Raw genomic sequence first — 19,488 nt, forward strand, 5'->3', positions numbered from 1 at the left:
CCGAGAAGTTCCGCATGTCTGACGGATAGGTCACCCGGTCCAGTGCAGGAAAACGACCAAGGGTGGGGATGGGGGGAGGGGCATTGCCAGTAGTGCGCGGCCCAGAGGCAACGGCGGAAAGAGAGGCCGTTTTTTTAGAAGGAGAACTGTCCATGCGATCGTTTCCATCTTCTTGCTTGTGGCATGCCAGAAGGCGGCCTGTGAGTATTCAGGCGCGCTTCCGGCTGCCGTATGCGTGTCTTACGTCGCGCCAAATGTCGGTGGACATTGCGAACCGTCATTTTGGTTTAATGTTTCTGCCTTTAACGCAAGGCTTTCGTGCAAACTAAGTCGTGATTGTGTCTTTTTTGTCACGTAAGTTTAAAAAGACTTGAGCTTGACAAATAGAGCGACCTATATGCAGGCCAACAGTTCCTGAATGCGTGGTGGTCACCCCGTGCACGAGCGGTTGCCTCAAAACAGCAGGCTTAGCCGGTCAAGTGGCACAGCCACGTTTTTTGACACACTAACAGTCTCATCCAGTTTACGATACGGGCGTGAGATAAAGCGCCGGAGCGGGGGTTTATGGCCGTACCGATAATGCAGGCCGTCAGGGTCGGCAAATATGTTGTCACACAGCATCTCAAACGGCGCGAGCGCTACCCGCTGGTGCTCATGCTTGAGCCGCTTTTCCGCTGCAATCTGGCCTGCGCCGGGTGCGGTAAGATTGATTACCCTGCGGCTATCCTCAACCAGCGCATGACCGTGCAGGAATGTCTGGATGCAGATGCAGAAGCAGGCGCACCAGTTATTGCCGTTGCTGGCGGGGAACCCCTGCTGCACAAGGAAATGCCGGAAATTATCCGTGGCCTGATCGCCCGGAAAAAATACGTGTATCTCTGCACCAATGCGTTGTTGCTTGAGAAGAAGATGGATGAGTATGAACCCTCACCGTTCTTCTCATGGGACGTGCATCTGGATGGCGACAAAGCCATGCACGACTCCTCCGTCTGTCAGGATGGTGTGTACGAACGTGCGGTCGCGGCCATTAAAAAAGCCAAGGCCCGCGGTTTCCGTCTGTCCATCAACTGCACCTTGTTTGATGGTGCAGACCCCAAGCGCATTGCCTCCTTCTTTGATGAAGTGATGGCAATGGGTGTGGACGGTATCATGACGGCACCGGGTTATGCGTATGAGCGTGCACCCGATCAGGAACACTTCCTGAACCGCCAGAAAACCAAGCAGTTGTTCCGTGACGTCTTCCGTCTGGGTAAAGGGAAGAAGTGGCGCTTTACACAGTCCCCGCTCTTCCTGAACTTCCTAGCCGGGAACGAGCAGTATCATTGCACCCCATGGGGTAAGCCGCTGCGTAACGTGTTTGGCTGGCAGCGTCCCTGCTATCTGCTGGGTGAAGGCTATGCCAAGTCTTTCAAAGAGCTGATGGAAGACACGAAATGGGACGACTACGGCACGGGTAACTACGAAAAATGCGCTGACTGCATGGTGCATTCCGGTTACGAATCCACAGCCGTGATGGATGCTGTCCGTCGCCCATGGCACATTGCCAAGGTGGCACTGTTTGGTCCGGAAACGGAAAAACCGATGGCACCGGAAATCTCGCTGGCCAACCAGCGCCCGGCCCAGTACGTTTTTGCCCAGCAGGTTGAAGAGCAGATGGCTGATATTGCGGCTCGCAAACCTGCCAAAGCACCCCGCGTAAAGGTCATTCGTACCGATGCCAAAGCAGACGCAGCAGCAAAACCTGCTGTAGCGCCAGTTGAAGCAACAGCAGCAGACTAAGCCAGACGGGATTCCCGACTCGGTTTTTCAAGGAAAGCGGCTCTGGGAACAGAGCCGCTTTTTTTTGTGCTCGCGGGAGAAACAGGACCAAATTAGGCTGTTTTATTGGTCTGGCTGACATACTGTGCCTGCATAAGCAGGCATGGTGGCGTATCAGAGCAGATACAGTGTTTTAAGGGGATATTCTGGCCGCACATGTGTCGTGTGGCTGGTTTTGGCGCGCATGTTCCCGTAGTGTTATGCCTAGACATTCCGTCACGCAGGGCTCCCGCTTTTTCATGACCGTTTCCATCCTCGTTATTTTCCTCCTCATTTTCCTGAACGCCGTTTTCGCCATGGGCGAACTGGCCCTTATTTCTGTCAGAACGCCAAGGCTCGCCATTCTGCGTGAACAAGGGTTGCGCGGGGCCGACCGCGCCATGCGGCTTGCAGAAGATCCACAGATTTTTCTTCCCACTGTTCAGGTGGGTATGACCCTTGTGTCTATTCTGGAAGGGACATTTGGTGGGGTGCAGATTGAAGCCCACCTGACCCCTATGCTGGAAAAAATAGACCTGATTCGGCCTTTCGCGAGTCAGGTGTCCATGGTGGTTGTGGTGCTTGCCATTACGGCGCTTATGCTGGTGCTGGGTGAACTGGTGCCCAAGCAGCTTGCTTTGCGCCAGCCGGAAATTATGGCAGCCCGTCTGGCCTTGCCGCTGGAAATTCTGGCTACCGTTTCCCGCCCCATTGTGTCCGTATTACGAAAGTCTTCCAACCTTGTGCTCAAACTTATGGGGGCCGGGGATGCCGTCAGTCAGACCCTGACGGAAGAAGAGCTGAAAGCCTACATTGCCGAAGGTGCCCGTACAGGCGTGCTGGAGCATGAAGAGCGGACGATGATTGAGCGCATGCTCAGGCTGGCTGACAGACCTGTGCGTGCCATCATGACGCCACGGAACGAGCTTTACTGGATAGACCGGCACGCCGGACGGGAAGCGTTGGTCAAGGCTCTAAAAGAAACAACCTACGCCCGTATCGTAGTGTGTGAAGGTGGTGTTGATAATCCCGTTGGTGTGGTGCTGGCAAAAGACATGCTGGACCGTACACTGGATGGCATGCCTGTTTCTATTGAGGCGGGATTACGCCAGATGGTCGTGGTGCCAGACAGCATTTCAGCTTTTGATATGCTGGAGCGTATGCGGAGCATCCAGTTGGGTATTGCCTTCGTGTTTGACGAATACGGATCCTTTGAAGGGATTGTCACGGCGTCTGACCTGTTTGACGCGATTGTCGGGGAGGGCCGGCCGGAAACGCAACAAGCCGCCAATAACTCTCGTGAGGCAGCGCAAGATGATGTGCTGATACTGGACGGTACCGATTCAGCAGATGAAGTGAAAGATCGCCTAGGCCTTCGTGCTTTGCCTGATGAGGGGAGCTATCACACGCTGGGCGGGCTATTGCTGGCATTGCTGCGTCGTGTTCCGGCAACAGGTGATAAAGTGGCCTACTCGGGCTGGCTATTTGAAGTGCTGGATATGGAAGGCCGCCGTGTCTCTCGAGTACGGGCCAGCCGTCAGATTTTAGCAGAAAACTAAAATAGGTACCCCGGCAGCTCAATGTTGCCGGGTAATTTCATATAAAAATTTTTATTTTCCGATACTTATAATCTGGCTTCTTTAGTCTCTATGTATCCTCTGAATACATAAAATTATATTTAATGAAGCATGCAGTGTTACGACTCATTAAAAACATTGATCTTATTTAATTATGCAAATAATTCTCATTTACGATAAGCCCTGCTCCTGCGTCCGCAACGAAAAATAAGTGAATCAGTACATGCCCGGCAGCAAGGCTATTTGTTTTAGCGTTCTCTCCCTTTTGGTGGCTTCTCAAGCTTTCGCTGCGGAACAGGTCAACTCTTCTGATCTGTCGCATCAGGGGCGTGCCCCGACAAAAAGCCAGAAGAAAGTTAGTAAAAAAGAATTGGAGCAGGTTGAGGTCCGCGGGCGTCGCGCCTCAACAACGGCGTCTTCTGCCACCAAGTCAGACACCCCTTTGGTAGAAACGGCTCAATCAGTAACCGTGGTGACCCGGAATCAAATGGATATCCGTGGTGTGCTTAACCTGAATCAGGCGGTTCGGTATGCTGCCGGTATTACGCCGGACCTGCGCGGAGGCGTGGGGACACGATATGACCAATTTGCTTTGCGTGGGTTTACGGTCCCGACATTTTTGGATGGCCTGAAGCTGCAAAAAGGCTTGGGTTATGCGTCAGCCCAGACCGATACCTCTCGCCTTGACCGGATTGAGATTCTTAAAGGTCCCGCTTCCGCTTTATATGGGCAGTCCAGCCCCGGGGGACTGACCGCACTTTCCAGTAAATTACCTACCGCGGAGCGGTTTTATGGTGGCGTGAATGCTACGGGCGGCATGTTTGACTTGTACCGTGTTGATGCAGATGTAGGAGGGTATGCCACCCATAACGGAATGGTGCGTTACCGGCTCAATGGAACTATCAATGGCCAGCATACGCAGTTGGCGCGTACAGGTAGCCGCCGATTCAGCATAAGCCCATCTTTTACATTTGGTGGGGACGGCCCCACAACCCTGACACTGCTGGGTAACTATCAGTATGATCCAGAAAACGGAACATATGGTGGTGTGCCGTTGGTTGGGTCTCTCAAACCTGCTGTTTACGGGTATTTACCGCGTAATTTTTATGATGGTGACGTGCCTTTTGAAAAATTTAATCGTCGACATGGTTCCATTACGTATATTTTCAATCATAAATTCAATGATAAATGGAGCTTTACAACCCGCGGGCGTTACGACGATATCAAGACAATATATCGTAGCATTTATAATGCAGGGTATTATACAAATGAAGCGGCTGGCCTTTTGCCACGTTATGCCTTTGGTACAAACGAGCATGCAAACAATCTTCAGTTTGATAGCCAGTTTAAAGGGCATGTCACGACAGGACCACTGACGCATAGTCTGATGTTCGGCTTTGACTATATGCAGCAGCACGCCACAGAAACAGCTTTTTCGGGGGCTGCGCCTGTTATGAACGTGTTCCATCCTGACTATCGGATGGCTGTTGCTGATATGTCGCCCTACCTCAATTATGTAACAGACTCACACCAGGCCGGTGTGTATGGTCAGGACGAAATTCGCTTCAAAAGACTGATCATCACAGGAAGTTTGCGGAATGACTGGTACCATTCTCACCAGATGGAGCATTTAAGAAACTCCCTGACTAAACAGTCCAATAGCCAGATAACATGGCGCGCTTCCGGCTTGTATCATTTTGATTTTGGCTTGGCGCCGTACATTAGCTACTCAACGTCCTTTGAGCCGCAAACCGGCATTGTTTCAAACAATGGTGGACAGAGCCTGCGACAGGCTGACCCAAGTATTGGCAAGCAGTTGGAAGGCGGGTTGAAATATCAGGTTCCTGGCACGTCAATTCTCCTGACGGCAGCAGGCTTCCATATTGAAAAAACCAATGTTCTGGTGAGTGTTGCAAACTCGCCGTATAGTATACAAAATGGCTTGGTACATTCAGATGGTTTTGAATTTGAAGCCCACGCTGAGCCCTATAAAAACCTGATGATTACAGCGGCCGTCAGCGTGCAGAAGGTCAAAGACACCACGACAGGCAAACCGCTTATCCAGACAGGCAAGGGAAATGCCTCCTTGTTTGCTTTCTACACCATGCCATCAGGCCCTGTTAAAGGTTTGGGGTTTGGGGGAGGGATGCGGTACACAGCCAAAGCTTATGGTGGTGAAGCCTCCTACGGCAGCGTATGGGTGCCGAATTATGCGCTCTTTGATGGCTCCATACGGTATGACCTGTCCAAGCTGTCTTCATCCCTACACGGTTGGAATGTTTCAGCCAGTGTCAGGAATATTTTTGACAAGAAATTTGTTGCCAACTGTCTTGCCTACGCGTCTTACGGGCAGGAGTTCTGTTACTATGGCGAGCGTCGGAACGCGCAGGCTTCTATTGGGTATAGTTGGTAAAGTAAGCTGTGGTTTGGGGAGCGTGTCTCCCTGCGGCTAAAAAATAACTGCACGGCCTTACCTTTAATAGGGGGCTGTGCATTATACCCTAAAGCGTAATTCAATAAATTAGTAAGCTCCGCATTTGGCGTGTGCTCTGACAATGCTTCAAAGCGGGTTCTGGTCCACGGCAAGCGGCTTGAGAGTCATCCACATCCTTATAAATGCGTGCCGTAGTTTATTATTGATATATCGCAACAACATGATACGACTGCAGGAGAGAAATTACAGGAACTCCACGTTTATAAAGGCGCCGGGTACACACGCATATGGCTACTCTTAAAGATTTTTCCAACCGTTCTAAGCAGCTTCTTCTGTCATGCAGCTCTTGGATTTGCCTCTCACTGCCGCTTCAAGCCGGTGCAGCAACCAGTTATGTAAGAGAGCCTTCTGTTTCCGGCCAGACAGTTTTGTTTAATGCTGAGCAATCTATCTGGAGTGCCCCACTTGCCGGCGGCAAAGCGCAGCGCCTGACAAGTGCGCCTCGTGCACCGCACGATATTGACCCACATCCTGTTCTTTCACCAGACGGAAGCCAGATTGCGTTTCTGGCTAATTTTGACGGCCCGTCAGAAATTTATATCATGCCCACAAATGGGGGTGTCCCGCGCAGGCTCACTTATGAAAACGGGCGCATACGCCTTATAGCGTGGGACAAAAATGCTGGGGTTCTCTTTGCGTCCCCGGCAGCCAAAGGTCCCTATTATTTTTACACTGTTGCTGCGGTTGATCCGCAAACTGGTAAAAAAAGCCTCTATCCTCTGGCAAATGCGAATGATGCCGCTTTGAGTGATGATGGCCGCTGGATCTATTTCACCCGTTTTGGCTTGAGCATGACCCGTGACAACATGCGTGCCTATCGTGGTGGCGGTATGTCCCAGCTTTGGCGGTTTGACCTTAAAGAGGGGAAAGAGGCAGAGCGTATTGGGTCGCGTCAGGTCAATCTGATCCGGCCTATGCCGTGGTATGATCGCTTGATTGTCCTCTCGGATGAAAATGAGCGTTATAATCTGTGGAGCCTTGCGGCAGATGGGTCTGATGCAAAGCAACTCACACACTTTACAGATTACAGTGTTCTGGAAGCTAGCATTTCCGGCGATCATGTGGTCTTCCGGAAAGGTGCTGACCTGTATCAGTATGACCTGACCACAAACGAGACAAAACCTGTCGCGCTTGATCTGGTTTCCGATAACATACCGCGCACCCCCTATTGGTTGTCAAAACCGGCAAAATTCTTAACGGATATGGCGTTTTCCGCCAAAGGTGATGCCGCAGTTTTCACCATGCGCGGGCATGCGGTGGTTGCAGGACCTTCTCCCCGCAGACAAGTCGTTATCGCAACGCCGGATACGGTGCGTCTGCGCCACGCCCAGCTTAGCCCTGATGGAAAATCGGTTATTGCTTTTAGTGATGCTAAAGGGGAATCGAGCATTTGGCGTTTCTCAGCAGATGGTAGCGGTGCTGGCGAGCAGCTGAATGACGCAGTGGCGGCTGAACCTGTCGCGTTGTCAGTCTCACCCGATGGTAAACAGATTGCGCATACAGATCTGGCGGGCCGTTTGTGGCTTCTGGATATCGCCTCGAAAAAAGACCAGATCATCGATACAGCCACAACTGATGGCACCAGCAGTTTCGACGGTTTATCTTGGTCAGCAGATGGTAAAATACTGGCTTTTGTCAGAACCCGTGGTTCTAACTTGCGCCGCCAGATTGCTTTTTTTGACACAGGTTCCAAGCGGCTGGAGTGGGTAACAGATGGCCGTTATGAATCTTATACACCTACCTTCTCCCCTGATGGAAAATGGCTATGGTTTTTATCAGACCGGAATTTTTCACTAGGAAACGACTCCCCTTGGGGTGACCGTAACCTCGGGTCGGCCTTTGCCCATAGAACGGGAATTTATGCGCTCGCTTTGCAAAAGAAGAGCCATTTTCCCTTTCAGCCTTCAACCGAGTTGGATGAACCATCTGACCACAAAGATGATGAGAAAAAGAAAGACGACAAAAGCAAATCGCAAACTAAAAAACCTCTGCCTGCTATAGAATGGGACGGTCTGGCCGCACGTCTTTACAAAGTGCCTGTTCCTGCGGCTGATTACCGTGGGTTGGGCGCTACGGATGAGTTCTTGTACACGCTGGACACATCTGAAGAGACGGGACCGCTCAAGTCCATTCATATTGATAATAATGAACATAAGATCGAGACATTTGCGCCTAAGGTCAGTGATTTTGACGTCACGCCGGATGGAAAGAGCATTCTGGTTGTTACAAATGATGCCAAAAAAGACGCGCCAGATCTTTTTATTGCGCCAACAACTGCCAAAAAACCTGATGATCTGGCAGGGAAAACGCTCGATATTTCAGGCCTGCGCCTGCGTATAGACCCAGTGCAGGAGTGGAATGAAGAATTCCTTGATGCGTGGCGTATTCATCGGGACCATTATTATGACCATGCCCTGCATGGTGTAGACTGGCCCGGTATCCGCAAACATTTTGAACCCCTGCTGGCGCGGGTTGGCGATCGTTCAGACCTTGATGATGTTCTGGCCCAGATGGTTGCAGAAATTGGGGCAATGCATTCCCAGATCATCCCTGCCAAAAGCACGGAAAAACCGGCAACCTCGCTTGTTGCCAGTCTGGGTGCTTATCTGGTGCGTGAAGCGGGTACGGGTTTCCGGGTAGAGCACATTTATCAGGGTGATACAGATCTGCCAGATCAGCAGTCTCCACTGGCCGCACCGGGTGTTGATGCGCAGAATGGTGATGTTATTACCGCTGTGAATGGGCAATCGACCCTAAATGTTCCTGACCTCTCCGTTCTACTGGCAGATCAGGCAAGCAAGCAGGTTCTGCTTACACTTTCCAGAAAAGGCAAAGAGCATAAGGTCATTGTCACAGCTGTCAGCGCCAATGATGAGCGAGACTTGCGTACGCGTGATTGGGAAATTGACCGCGCGAATACGGTAGAGAAAGCCAGCCAGGGCACAATTGGCTATTTGCATCTGGGCGGCATGACGGGCGAAGATATGGAATCCTTTACCCGGGAATTCTATGCAAACATCGATAAAAAAGGCCTTGTTATTGATGTCAGAGGCAATAATGGCGGCAATATTGATAGCTGGGTTCTGACACAACTTATGCGGCGGCCTTGGATGTTCTGGGCACGCTATGGCAACGCCCCATCAGTAAACTTCCAGCAGGCATTTCAGGGACAGATTGCCGTTATTACGGATGAACGGACCTATTCAGACGGTGAGGCTTTTGCACAGGGTATCGAAGCGCTTCACCTTGCCCCTGTTATTGGTGAACGTACGGCTGGTGCTGGTGTATGGCTTTCTGACGGGACACGGCTCATGGACATGGGTAGTGCGCGCACGGCTGAAAACCCATATTTTGACATGCAGGGGCACTGGCTTGTCGAAAACAAGGGCGTGAGCCCGGATATCGAGGTGGAAAATATGCCTGTTGCCACCTTCAATGGGCAGGACCAGCAACTTGAAGCCGCGCTAACATATTTGCAGAAACAAATAACGGAGCATCCGTTGTCTGTTTTGAAACCCGATGTTTTTGATGCGCCTAAAACGACTAAGCCATAAGTCATGTGAGGTCTGCCAGTTAAGCTCAACGCTCTGAGCTTAACTGGATTTTTCTAAAAAACTACGAAATTGTAGCGGCTATTGTCTCAGTTTCGTTTGGTCACCTCAGTGGTGACCAAACCGGTCTCAATGCCTGTTAAACGTCATAGTGCCGTTGTATAAAGTGGTTTTGGTGCGGCATCGGTGACTATGGTCTATTGTTGAACCTGCGTCTGGCTGCTTTCAATTGCGGAAACCGGTGGCCAGAATGCCTGTGCAATATCATTCTGAATGTGCGCTATCTGGGTTTGGATCCACTGCATATATTCGTGCAGACCGCGGATAATCATGTCATCGGCAGTTTGGTCCTGAAGCGTGACGCGTAAATACGCCACGCGCTCCTGAATGGGGCCACACAGGCGGCGTAGGCTGTTGTGGCCTGCCAGCACGGATAGGGTGCTGTCGAACACCTCCAGACACACAGCCAGAGAACGTGGAAAGCCATCGTTTTTAAGCAGAAACCCCACAACATTGGCAGGAGTTGTGGCAATAGGTTGAATCCGCCAGAACGCGTGATAAGCAGCAGCGGAACGCAGAATGGAAGCCCATTGTGTGCTATCAATTTCCGATCCCGCTTTTTCTCCTGTGGGAAGCAGCGTGTGATAGCGAATATCAATCAGGCGGGTAATCTGGTCACTGCGCTCTAGCTGTTTGCCCAGCTGGTAAAACAGCCACGCCTGATCCCGGTATAGTGTGCCTTCTGTCACGCCGTAATGCGTCTGACAGTCGTGTTTTAGGCGGTTGCAGATGCTGGACAGGCTGTTCTGCCGAATATCGGAAAATTGCAGTTCCAGCACCCACCGTGTGAACATGTTGAGATGCGTCCACATTTCTGTGGAAATGAGGGGGCGCACGGCGCGGGCATTTTCGCGCATGGCATGCGCCATGGACTTTATAGAATTGGGATTGGCCATTTCCGTGACATAAAATGCCACCACATTCGCTTCTGTTGCCTCTGTATGCAGAGCAAAGAAGGGTGTTTCGTCAGAGTTGATCTGAATAATGGAATCCCACCCGGTCTGGCCATCAGGGCCACGCACGAACCCTTCGGTAACTTCCAGAAGGCGGGCTAGGTTTTCAATACGCTCACTATAGCGGGCAAGCCACATCATGCCTTCTGCATACCGAGAGAGCAGATTATTCAGGCCGGGAAGCGTATGGGAAGACTGGACGGAAGTCTGCATCATGATGCGAGCACCCATGTATCTTTGGAACCGCCACCCTGTGACGAATTGACAACCAGAGAACCTTTGCGAAGGGCCACCCGGGACAGCCCACCGGGCAACACCCATGTTGAGCGGCCTGTCAGCGCGAAGGGGCGCAGGTCAACATGCCGTGCCTCAAGTCCATTCTCACAAAGTGTTGGGGAGACGGAAAGGTTGATGACTGGCTGGCTGATATAATTGGCTGGGTTGGTCTGTAGCAGGCTTCTGAATTCATCCAGTTCTGCTTTGCTGGCATGCGGCCCTATCAGCAGCCCGTATCCGCCAGACTCACCAACAGGTTTAATGACCAGCTTGTGCATGTTGGCAAGCGTGTAAGCCAGTCCTTCCGGTTCTGCACAAATATGGGTTTCAACACTGTCCAGAATAGGCTCTTCACCCAGGTAATAGCGGATAATGCGTGGCATGTAGGCATAGACTGCTTTGTCATCTGCAACGCCAGTGCCCAAAGCGTTTGCAAGGGTTACGTTGCCCCGCCTGTAGGCTTCCACAAGACCCGGGACCCCCAACATGCTGTTAGGGTTGAAGACGAGCGGGTCCAGAAAATCATCGTTCAGGCGGCGGTAAATGGCGTGAACAGGCCTGAGGCCAGCAATGGTGCGCATATAAACACGGTGGTTCTCAACCGTCAGGTCTTTCCCCTCAACAAGGGGAACACCCATCTCCCGCGCTAAAAAAACATGCTCAAAATAAGCAGAGTTATAGATGCCGGGTGAAAGCAGTACGACCTGCGGGTCAGTTACCCCGTCAGGTGCTACCTGACACAGGCTTTCGCGCAATTTCTGGCCGTAATCATCGACCGAACGCAGGGGGACGCCAGAGGCAAGGTCTGGCATCAGGCGCAGCATCATATGCCGGTTTTCTATGACGTATGAGACGCCGGATGGTGTGCGGGCGTTGTCTTCCAACACAAGAAAACGACCACTCTGGTCCCGTATCAGGTCCGTCCCGTTAATATGGACATACACGCCGCCCGGAACCTTAAGGCCAACCATGGCCTGACAGTAATTGGGGTTGATGAGTACAAGTTCAGAGGGCACAATACCATCACGCAGAATGGCGCGTTCATGATAAATGTCATGCAGGAAGAGGTTGAGTGCTTTGACGCGCTGTTGCACACCACGCTCTACATGGTCCCACTCTTGTGCGGTTATTACGCGCGGTACCAGATCAAACGGTAGAATACGGTCGATCGCTTTGCTGTCAGAATAGACGGTGAACGTAATGCCGTGTTTGTAAAGCTGACCTTCCGCTGCGGCTGCGCGGTGGCGTAGTTCTGTCAGACTATATTGGTCCAGTCGTTCCTGAATATGTGCCAGACGGGGGGGCAGGGGGCCTGTACGGTTGGTCAGTTCGCAAAAATAGTCAGGCACCTGATAGTCTTCAAAAAGGCTGGCTGTGGAAACAGGTGCCTGTATTTGCGTGTTGGTCATCCCTGCCTCCCGGTTTTTACTGAGAACGGCGCGGTAGAGAAAAGGTGCCATCACGACCCGCGGCGTTATCGTTACGATTGTTTACTAACGGAGCAAGAATTCAGAGCTTTGCCAAGCGGCAAAATGGAAAATCGTTATTTTTTCGAAATTAAACTGTCGGAGGCTTCCTTATCGGCCCGCAATGCTGTTAGCCTAGGGTGTTCAGGCACAGGGCGCTGTGCGTGTAACGGAAAAGAACACACGCCACCCCGGTATGTTGGGGCTAAAAAAGGCTTTGGCACGACATCATGAGTTCCTATGTCCGGCTGCATCATCATACACGGTATCGCTACGACCGGCCGGTAATGCTTGGCCCGCAGACAATTCGGCTCCGGCCTGTTACGGCAGCGCTCTCTACTGTGTCAGCTTACGCGCTACGGGTAGCGCCACCGTATTCTGCACAGACATGGCACCATGATGGTTACGGCAATATGGTTGCTCAGGTTGTGTTTGACCAACAAGTCACTTTTTTCGACATTACAGTTGAACTGCAAGCTGATCTTACCCCAAGAAACCCGCTGAATTTTGTTGTGCAGGATGAGGCTCAGCACTGGATGCATCGGCCCACGCAGGAGCCGCAATTTATCCAGCCATTTTACGGCCTTGCAGAGCGTGAGCAGGAGTTGAAGCCTTATTTTACGCCTGTTCAAACCGGCCCGTTGGTTCAAAACTTCCTGCAAGGCTGGACAGCGCAGGCACCTACGGAAACAGTTGCCATGCTGATGGCGCTTAACCGGGCGCTGGCTTCCCGTATCCGGTATCAGGTCAGGCTTGTACCGGGGGTATGGGGCGCTGAAGAAACACTGGAACGGGAGACAGGCTCTTGCCGGGACAGCGCATGGCTTTTGGTCGCATTACTGCGAGAACTGGGGTTTGCTGCGCGTTTTGTCTCCGGTTATCTCATCCAATCCTGCATGAACGGGGAGGGTGTTGAGGTCTTGACCTGTGACCTTCATGCTTGGGCTGAGGCCTATTTGCCAGGGGCCGGGTGGATTGGTTTTGACACAACATCAGGTTTGTTAACTGCTCAGGCGCATGTTGGGTTGGCAGCAACCGTGATGCCCGAGGAAGCTGCCCCTGTCTCCGGCTTGCTGGATGCGTGTCATGCAGAAATGGATGTGACAATGCAGGCCCAACGCCTGTTTGCCTAAGCCCGTCATACACGGCTAGAGTTGGAAACTGACACCTGGTCTGATGCTATGAAAAGAGCGCACACATGCGGATATTTACCTGCCAGTCCTGCCAGCAGGTTGTGTTTTTTGAAAACACCTCATGTGAGCGCTGTCACCACACATTAGGGTATCTACCGGGGCTGTTTTCCCTAACGGCTCTAGAGCCGCTCGATAATGGATTATGGCGCCCCTTAGAGCGCACGGTGCGTCGTGCGGAAGTGGCATTTTGCGCTAACCATGCCCACGATGTGTGCAACTGGCTGACAGCCCCCAATGCTGATGGTTCGGCTGGCTTTTGCCTGGCCTGCCGCTTTAACCGCACAATTCCCAACCTTGCGATACCAGATAATCTGGAGCGGTGGCGTAAGCTGGAAGTTGCTAAGCACAGGTTGTTTTACACATTACAGCGCCTCAAACTGCCCATCAAAACCCGGCAGGAAGATCCCCAGAACGGGCTGGCGTTTGATTTTCTGGATGACGCACCAGATGGGTCCGCACCCGTTTTGACTGGGCATAACAACGGTATCATCACCATTGCCGTCAAGGAAGCTGATGATGAGCGCCGTGAGCGAATGCGCGTTGAAATGGGGGAATATTACCGCACTCTGCTCGGGCATTTCCGCCATGAAATAGGGCATTATTATTGGAATATTCTGGTGCGGGACGGCGGGCGGCTGGAGGCTTGCCGTGCCGTGTTTGGCGATGACCGGCAGGATTATCAGGAAGCGCTGGAGCGTTACTATGCCGCTCCACCACCGGAGGGGTGGCGAGACCAGCATGTCAGTGTTTATGCGACCTCTCACCCATGGGAAGATTTTGCAGAAACATGGGCGCACTACCTGCATATCGTCTCAACGCTGGAGACTGCGTGGGCTCACGGTGTGACCATTAGTCCAGATTTTGTGGATGGCCCTACAGTCTGGCCCCAGCGGCAGACCAATCCGTATACTGAGGCATCGTTTGATGAGATTATTCAGGCGTGGCTACCGCTGACTTACGCGGTGAATAGCTTGAACCGCTCCATGGGCCTGCCGGACTTTTACCCGTTTGTGCTGACACAAGGGGTCATAGATAAGTTGACTTATATCCACACCCTGATCCGGGAAGTTCAGGCGTTGCGGTTTTAAAGAGGCGGCTGATCTAGTGGATCAGCCGTGGGTTCAGGGTGTGGGTCATGGCCTTTTCATCCGCAAAATCCGGCCATTCGTTACGGGCTAGAGTGGAAAGGGATGGCGTTGGCAGCTTTAATTTGCCTGCGTAGATCCAAAGATACGACAGGGCACGATGCACATAATCCCGTGTTTCTGTGTTGGGGAGAAGTTCCATAAACAGCAGTGGGTCATCTGACAGGGAGGCTTCTTTTTCCCACCGCGCTAGGGCAGTTGGGCCAGCATTATAGCTTGCCAGAAGCCGAATCATATCTCCGCCACGCACTGACAGGTGGGAGTTAATGCGTGTGCGTTCAGCCAGATATTGTACATAACGCTGCCCGATTTCCAGATTGAGACTGGGGTCGTGCAGGCTGTTGGCAGCGTTTTCGAAACGGCGGGTGACATTGGCAGGAGAGTCGCTAATCACAAAGTCAGCCGTCAGAGGGCGTAGCTGCATCAGACCATGCGCACCAGCGCTGGACACAGCTTTGGGGTCGAAGTTCGATTCAAGCCGGGTAAGGGCGTAAACCAGAGCAGGGTCCATGGTAAAACCATGCCGAGGGCGCAGCAAGGGTAGCGGCATGTCGTCATGCGCTTGCCCGTGGGCTTCATGGGTTGCCAGAGCATCGGACATCTCGGCGGCAACATCGTGAAGGCCAGCGCTTTCAGCTACAAGCTGAAAGGAGCGTGCCAGCGTGACGTCCCGCAGGTCAGGCCATGCACGGCGAATAGCGTTTTCGGCTCTCTCCTGCTCTCCCACCTGAAGCAGGGCAAAAACACGATGCCCCACTTCTGTTGCCTCAACAGCTTCAATATCAATTTCCGTCAGCACAGGTGCTGAGGGTGTGGAAGACGGGGTTTCCAGTGGGGCAAAGTTGATCTTGTGCAGCGCCTCTTTGCCATGCCCATCCTTTGCTGGATGGTTCATGTGAGCCGCCAAAATACCGTAAAAGGTATTTGGGAAGGCCTCTGCATGTTGGAGCCACAGGTGGCGCGTACGGTCACGGCCCATTTTGTCATGCGCACGCGCTGCCCAGAAGGCGCAGGCGGCACGCAGATCCGGGGTCGCGTTTCTTGCGTGAGACGCTTTTTCAAAGAACGGGGCGGCCTGAGCATAACGCTCCTGCTGCCACAGAGCTAGACCCGCAATAAATCCGGCCAACGCATTGGTACCGTGAGCATGATCTACCCCGGACCGCGCAATATCCAGTGCAAAATCCGTCTCACCCATGCTGAGCATGGCTTGCGCCGTTTCTGCTTGTAGCTGCGCTGCATATGCAGGCGTTATGCCGGGCGTTGCCGCAATGAGCTTGAGCGCACTGCGTACCCCTTTAAGACCCCATGTGGTCCGCTCGCGCAGGGTTTTGTCCAGCAACGGGTTGCGTGTGAACTCGTGCGTCAGCGGGTTTTCAGGAATAGTCGGGTGGTTGGGGGCCAGTCGTTCGCCGGTTGGGGCGGGGGGCAGAGGGCCTCCGCGCTGTGGTAAGGCGGCAAGACGGGCCCAGATGGTCGCGGCGTCTGCGTAGGATGAGTAGTTTTTCAACCATGCCCGCAGTTCAGTGGCACCCGGATGGTAGGCAGGGTTCAGGTAGCGGTCTGCCTCTATCTCGCCCAGCAGGGTGGCATCTGTCAGACGGGTGCTACTGCTAATGGCTTCTGCAAAGGCACCCTGCCGTTGCAGGCGGAAGATGGCCTTGATCTGGGTGCTGATTTCAGGCGGCAGCGGTTTAGGTAAGGGAATGTCATCCCCGTCCGGAAAGGCCTGTCTAGGCAGAACCATCGCCAGCTCTTCGCTGTGCGTGTCCTGCCCGGATTCAGGCGGCTTGGCGTGGGCTCGCGTCGTTACGACGGTTGCGCTAGCCAACAAAGCTGCTCCAGCCAAAAAGGCCTTCGCCGCGATCTGATGAGATATTTGACCTATCGCTCGCATGGCTGGCGGGGTCTATGAGGTTCTGCGGCAAAAAGCAAGTTTGCCTTTTTCTAATGATAAAAAAGCAGCCGTCAGAACACGCAGAGAGAAAGAGGGCAAGCCTGATGGGTAAAGAGAGGAACTATTTAGAAAATTAAGGAAAATATTTTGTTTGCCATTTGTGATTATTCTTCACACGGCATAAAATTCCTCAGTTTTTCCATACGTTTCAGCTGTTTTGCTGTAGCGTTTGTGCAACAAGCAAAAGTGTATGCCAGATGTCTTTCCGCGCAGTCGGGCTGGTCTGAAGTTGCATGGGGTGGCGGATGGCCAGAGCAGGGACTGGTGCTGCCAGACCTGTCACGCGAATAGGGTGCCAGACATGCCGTGCCATCTGTGTGTGCGACTCTGTCAGAATGCGGGCTGGCAGGCGCCCGCACAGCAAAAGGCGCTGGGGGGCAAGCAGGCTTATTGCGCGCTCAAGAAAGGGGCGGCAAATCCGTAATTCCGTCTCGGCAGGGGGGCGGCCGCCGGGGGGACGCCACGGAATCGCCGTGGCCAGCAGGAGGTCCTCACGCTTCAGGCCGATAGGAGTGAGCATCTGGCTGAGCAGATCTCCCCCGAGGCCAGAGAACACATGTCCGCTGCGGTCTTCATCGGCATCAGGCGCTTCACCAATGATCATCAGCGGTGCCCCATGCGGCCCTTGCGGGAAGAGCGTGTGCATGGCTGTTGTGTGGAGTGAGCAGGCCTCGAAAGATTCCATGGCTTTGCGGAGGGCTTCAAGGCTTGTGGCGGCAGATGCCACGGCGTGGGCCTGTTCTACGCTTTCCGCGGGCAGGGGAGGAACAGCCGCACTGGGCATTTTGGCCACACGAGCAGGGGCAACAGGTGCGGCAGCTGGTGTGCCGGGCGGGGTGTAGGATGTCGCAGAAGCGCCAGCCGTGCGGGCGGGTGAAGGCTCCTGCTGTGCGGGGCGTGTGCTGGGAAGAGGGGAAAGATAGGCCAGCCGCTGGTCCAGCGCCTGATCCCCAACCGCACAATCTATGCCCCAGTCGCTATAAAGCTGGAGGAGAGCAAGCGCGCCGTCCATCATACAGACCTTGTGATGCTGCGTGCGGTTTGGCGCTTGGCTGCGGGCAGGGTAGAGATGTATCCGCCGTTCATGTCATTCTCCCCAGTCGTTACCGGAGCGGGACGGGCCTGAGTGGTTTTTAGGCCTTCGTTGCTCCTGGATAGGGTCATTATGCTATTTTGTCGCCTTCTGCCTACGGGTTTCCTCCTGCTTTCTGCCACAGCACTGCTGACAGCCCAGCCCGCTGCGGCAGCACTGGCCACTCAACCCACCCAGAAAGCTGCGCAGGGGCCAACCCAGACGGGTAGAGTCGACTCGGCTGCCTTTCTTGCCGCTGTTGTGGCAACGCATAACGGGGATGATGTACAGGCAGCTCAGTCGTTTCGTGCGGCCTCCGCAGCAGACCCTGCTAACCCGGAGCTGATCAGGCAGGCTTTCGTCCGCAGTGTGCTGGCTGGAGATCCAGAGGCTGTCACGCTTGCCGCAAGGAACGAGAAACTGCCGGGCGGTCAGACCATCATCTCCTCTCTGGTTCTGGGGAATGATGCCGCCGCACGGGGTGACTGGAAAACGGCTGCCAATTTTTACCGTAAGGCAGAAGCCGACCCAATGGCGCACCTTATTATGCCACTGCTGCAAGCATGGTGCGCTCAAGCCCAGAACCGTATGGATGAGGCCATAAACGGCCTGACCCGGACTCAGGGGTCTGTTCTGGTGCCGTTTTACACAACGCATGCGGCTCTTATCGCGCAGGTTTCCGGCAATGCGCCCCGCGCGGGCGATCTGTTTGCACAAGCAGCAAAGCTTATGCCGGGGTATGACCTGCTTCTGACACGCTCCCATGCGGCGTGGTACTGGTCCCAAGGCCAGCAAAGCAAAGCCCGAGATCTGTTGCGCGGTATGATAGAGTCAGACCCCATTCTCGCTCTTGCTGGTAAACAGTTGCAGGCTGAAATTAGCCATTTTCCTGTAACGACAGCCCAGCAGGGCCTTGCGCGGGCCTATGTGCTGACGGCTTTTTTGTTACGGCAGCAATCCCGTCAACAGGCACAGGAGCCTACCGCGGCAAACCAGCACAGCCCGACCGATCACCAGTTTGATGAAGCATCCCGCCTTATGCTGGGTTTCGCCTTGGGGCTGGACCCCCGTCTGGCTGAGGCGCGCCTGATGCTTGCGGATATTCAGGACGATGAAGGGCACCATGATGCAGCGCGTGACACTTTGCTGCGTATTCCCCAGACATCTCCTTTAGCTCCTGTGGCTGCTTTCAAGCTGGCGCTGGCAGATAATACGACCGATCATCTGGAAGAAGCGCGGCTCAAGCTGACACAGCTTGTGCAGGATAATCCAGACCAGCTTCTGCCTGTTCGGGTGTTGGGCAACACGCTGGCAGCGTTGAAAGACTGGAAAGGGGCTCTGGCCGCTTACAACAAGGCCATTGAGCTGAATAAGGCTCACAACAAGAAAGATGACTGGTCCCTGCTGTTCTTGCGGGCGGTCACTTATCATGAAATGGATGATTGGCCCCGCGCCAAGGCCGACCTGAAAACAGCACTGGCGTTGGTGCCTAATGAACCGCTGGTGCTAAATTTCCTGGGGTACTCCATGGCCGAGCGCCGGGAAGAGTTAGCTGAGGCGGAGCGCATGCTGCGCCATGCTGTGGAACTGGACCCGCATGATGCTGCCATACGTGACAGCCTTGGCTGGGTCAGGGTGGAGCAGGGCGACTTGAAAGAGGGGACAGCCCTTCTGGAACAGGCTGCCGAACAGACCCCTGAAGACCCGGAAGTCAACTACCATCTTGGTGAGGCCTACTGGCGTGCTGGCAGGCACAGTGAAGGTGTTGATCAATGGAACGTGGCGCTCGGCCTGAAGCCCGAGCCACACGACGAGGCTCTGATACGCGCTGCGCTGGCGCGTGCAGCCGCAGCGGGTGATAAGAAAGCAGAGCAGATACAACAAGCACCCCATCCATCTTCTTCCGAAGTACAGGCTCAAGGAAAGCATACGCCGTAATGTCCGCTA

The 19,488-nt window shown here is 53.6% G+C and carries 11 protein-coding genes; 7 read left to right on the top strand and 4 right to left on the bottom strand.

What is annotated here, in order from left to right:
* Positions 1–564 precede the first annotated feature (564 nt).
* The 4 genes from hpnH (at position 565) to ACTIDN_RS09015 (ending at position 9,422) form a co-directional block, all read left to right on the top strand.
* Positions 565–1,779 carry an adenosyl-hopene transferase HpnH gene (gene hpnH / locus ACTIDN_RS09000; protein ID WP_441376781.1) on the top strand — a complete coding sequence of 405 codons (1,215 nt, stop codon included), beginning with the start codon at positions 565–567 and terminating at the stop codon, positions 1,777–1,779.
* A gap of 278 nt (positions 1,780–2,057) precedes the next feature.
* Positions 2,058–3,356 (top strand): hemolysin family protein, encoded by a 1,299-nt coding sequence (locus ACTIDN_RS09005; protein WP_441376782.1) that lies wholly within the window; start codon positions 2,058–2,060, stop codon positions 3,354–3,356.
* A gap of 241 nt (positions 3,357–3,597) precedes the next feature.
* A complete protein-coding gene (locus ACTIDN_RS09010; protein WP_441376783.1) occupies positions 3,598–5,787 on the top strand; it encodes a TonB-dependent siderophore receptor in 2,190 nt (729 codons plus the stop codon).
* Between the two features lie 308 nt (positions 5,788–6,095).
* Positions 6,096–9,422 carry a S41 family peptidase gene (locus ACTIDN_RS09015; RefSeq protein WP_441376784.1) on the top strand — a complete coding sequence of 1,109 codons (3,327 nt, stop codon included), beginning with the start codon at positions 6,096–6,098 and terminating at the stop codon, positions 9,420–9,422.
* A gap of 194 nt (positions 9,423–9,616) precedes the next feature.
* On the opposite strand, the gene ACTIDN_RS09020 is transcribed toward ACTIDN_RS09015, so the two are convergent.
* Entirely contained in the window at positions 9,617–10,648 is a 1,032-nt protein-coding gene (locus tag ACTIDN_RS09020; RefSeq protein WP_441376785.1) for an alpha-E domain-containing protein, read from the bottom strand.
* Entirely contained in the window at positions 10,645–12,117 is a 1,473-nt protein-coding gene (locus ACTIDN_RS09025; RefSeq protein ID WP_441376786.1) for a circularly permuted type 2 ATP-grasp protein, read from the bottom strand. Before ACTIDN_RS09025 ends, ACTIDN_RS09020 begins: the two co-directional genes overlap by 4 nt.
* A gap of 287 nt (positions 12,118–12,404) precedes the next feature.
* Between ACTIDN_RS09025 and ACTIDN_RS09030 the strand changes: the two genes are divergently transcribed.
* Positions 12,405–13,307 (top strand): transglutaminase family protein, encoded by a 903-nt coding sequence (locus tag ACTIDN_RS09030; RefSeq protein WP_415509052.1) that lies wholly within the window; start codon positions 12,405–12,407, stop codon positions 13,305–13,307.
* 65 nt (positions 13,308–13,372) lie between these two features.
* On the top strand, positions 13,373–14,455 hold the full coding sequence (locus tag ACTIDN_RS09035; RefSeq protein ID WP_441376787.1) for a zinc-binding metallopeptidase family protein: 1,083 nt from the start codon (positions 13,373–13,375) through the stop codon (positions 14,453–14,455).
* Between the two features lie 13 nt (positions 14,456–14,468).
* On the opposite strand, the gene ACTIDN_RS09040 is transcribed toward ACTIDN_RS09035, so the two are convergent.
* Entirely contained in the window at positions 14,469–16,409 is a 1,941-nt protein-coding gene (locus ACTIDN_RS09040) for a lytic transglycosylase domain-containing protein (protein WP_441376788.1), read from the bottom strand.
* Between the two features lie 208 nt (positions 16,410–16,617).
* Positions 16,618–17,484, bottom strand: coding sequence for a uracil-DNA glycosylase (locus ACTIDN_RS09045; RefSeq protein ID WP_441376789.1), 867 nt, complete (start codon positions 17,482–17,484; stop codon positions 16,618–16,620).
* Between the two features lie 150 nt (positions 17,485–17,634).
* On the opposite strand from ACTIDN_RS09045, the gene ACTIDN_RS09050 reads away from it, so the two are divergent.
* Positions 17,635–19,479, top strand: a complete 1,845-nt coding sequence (locus ACTIDN_RS09050; protein WP_441376790.1) for a tetratricopeptide repeat protein — start codon at positions 17,635–17,637, stop codon at positions 19,477–19,479.
* Positions 19,480–19,488: the final 9 nt, after the last annotated feature.

It is taken from the genome of Acetobacter sp. (assembly GCF_052102375.1).
In the GTDB taxonomy this organism is placed as follows: Bacteria; Pseudomonadota; Alphaproteobacteria; order Acetobacterales; family Acetobacteraceae; genus Acetobacter.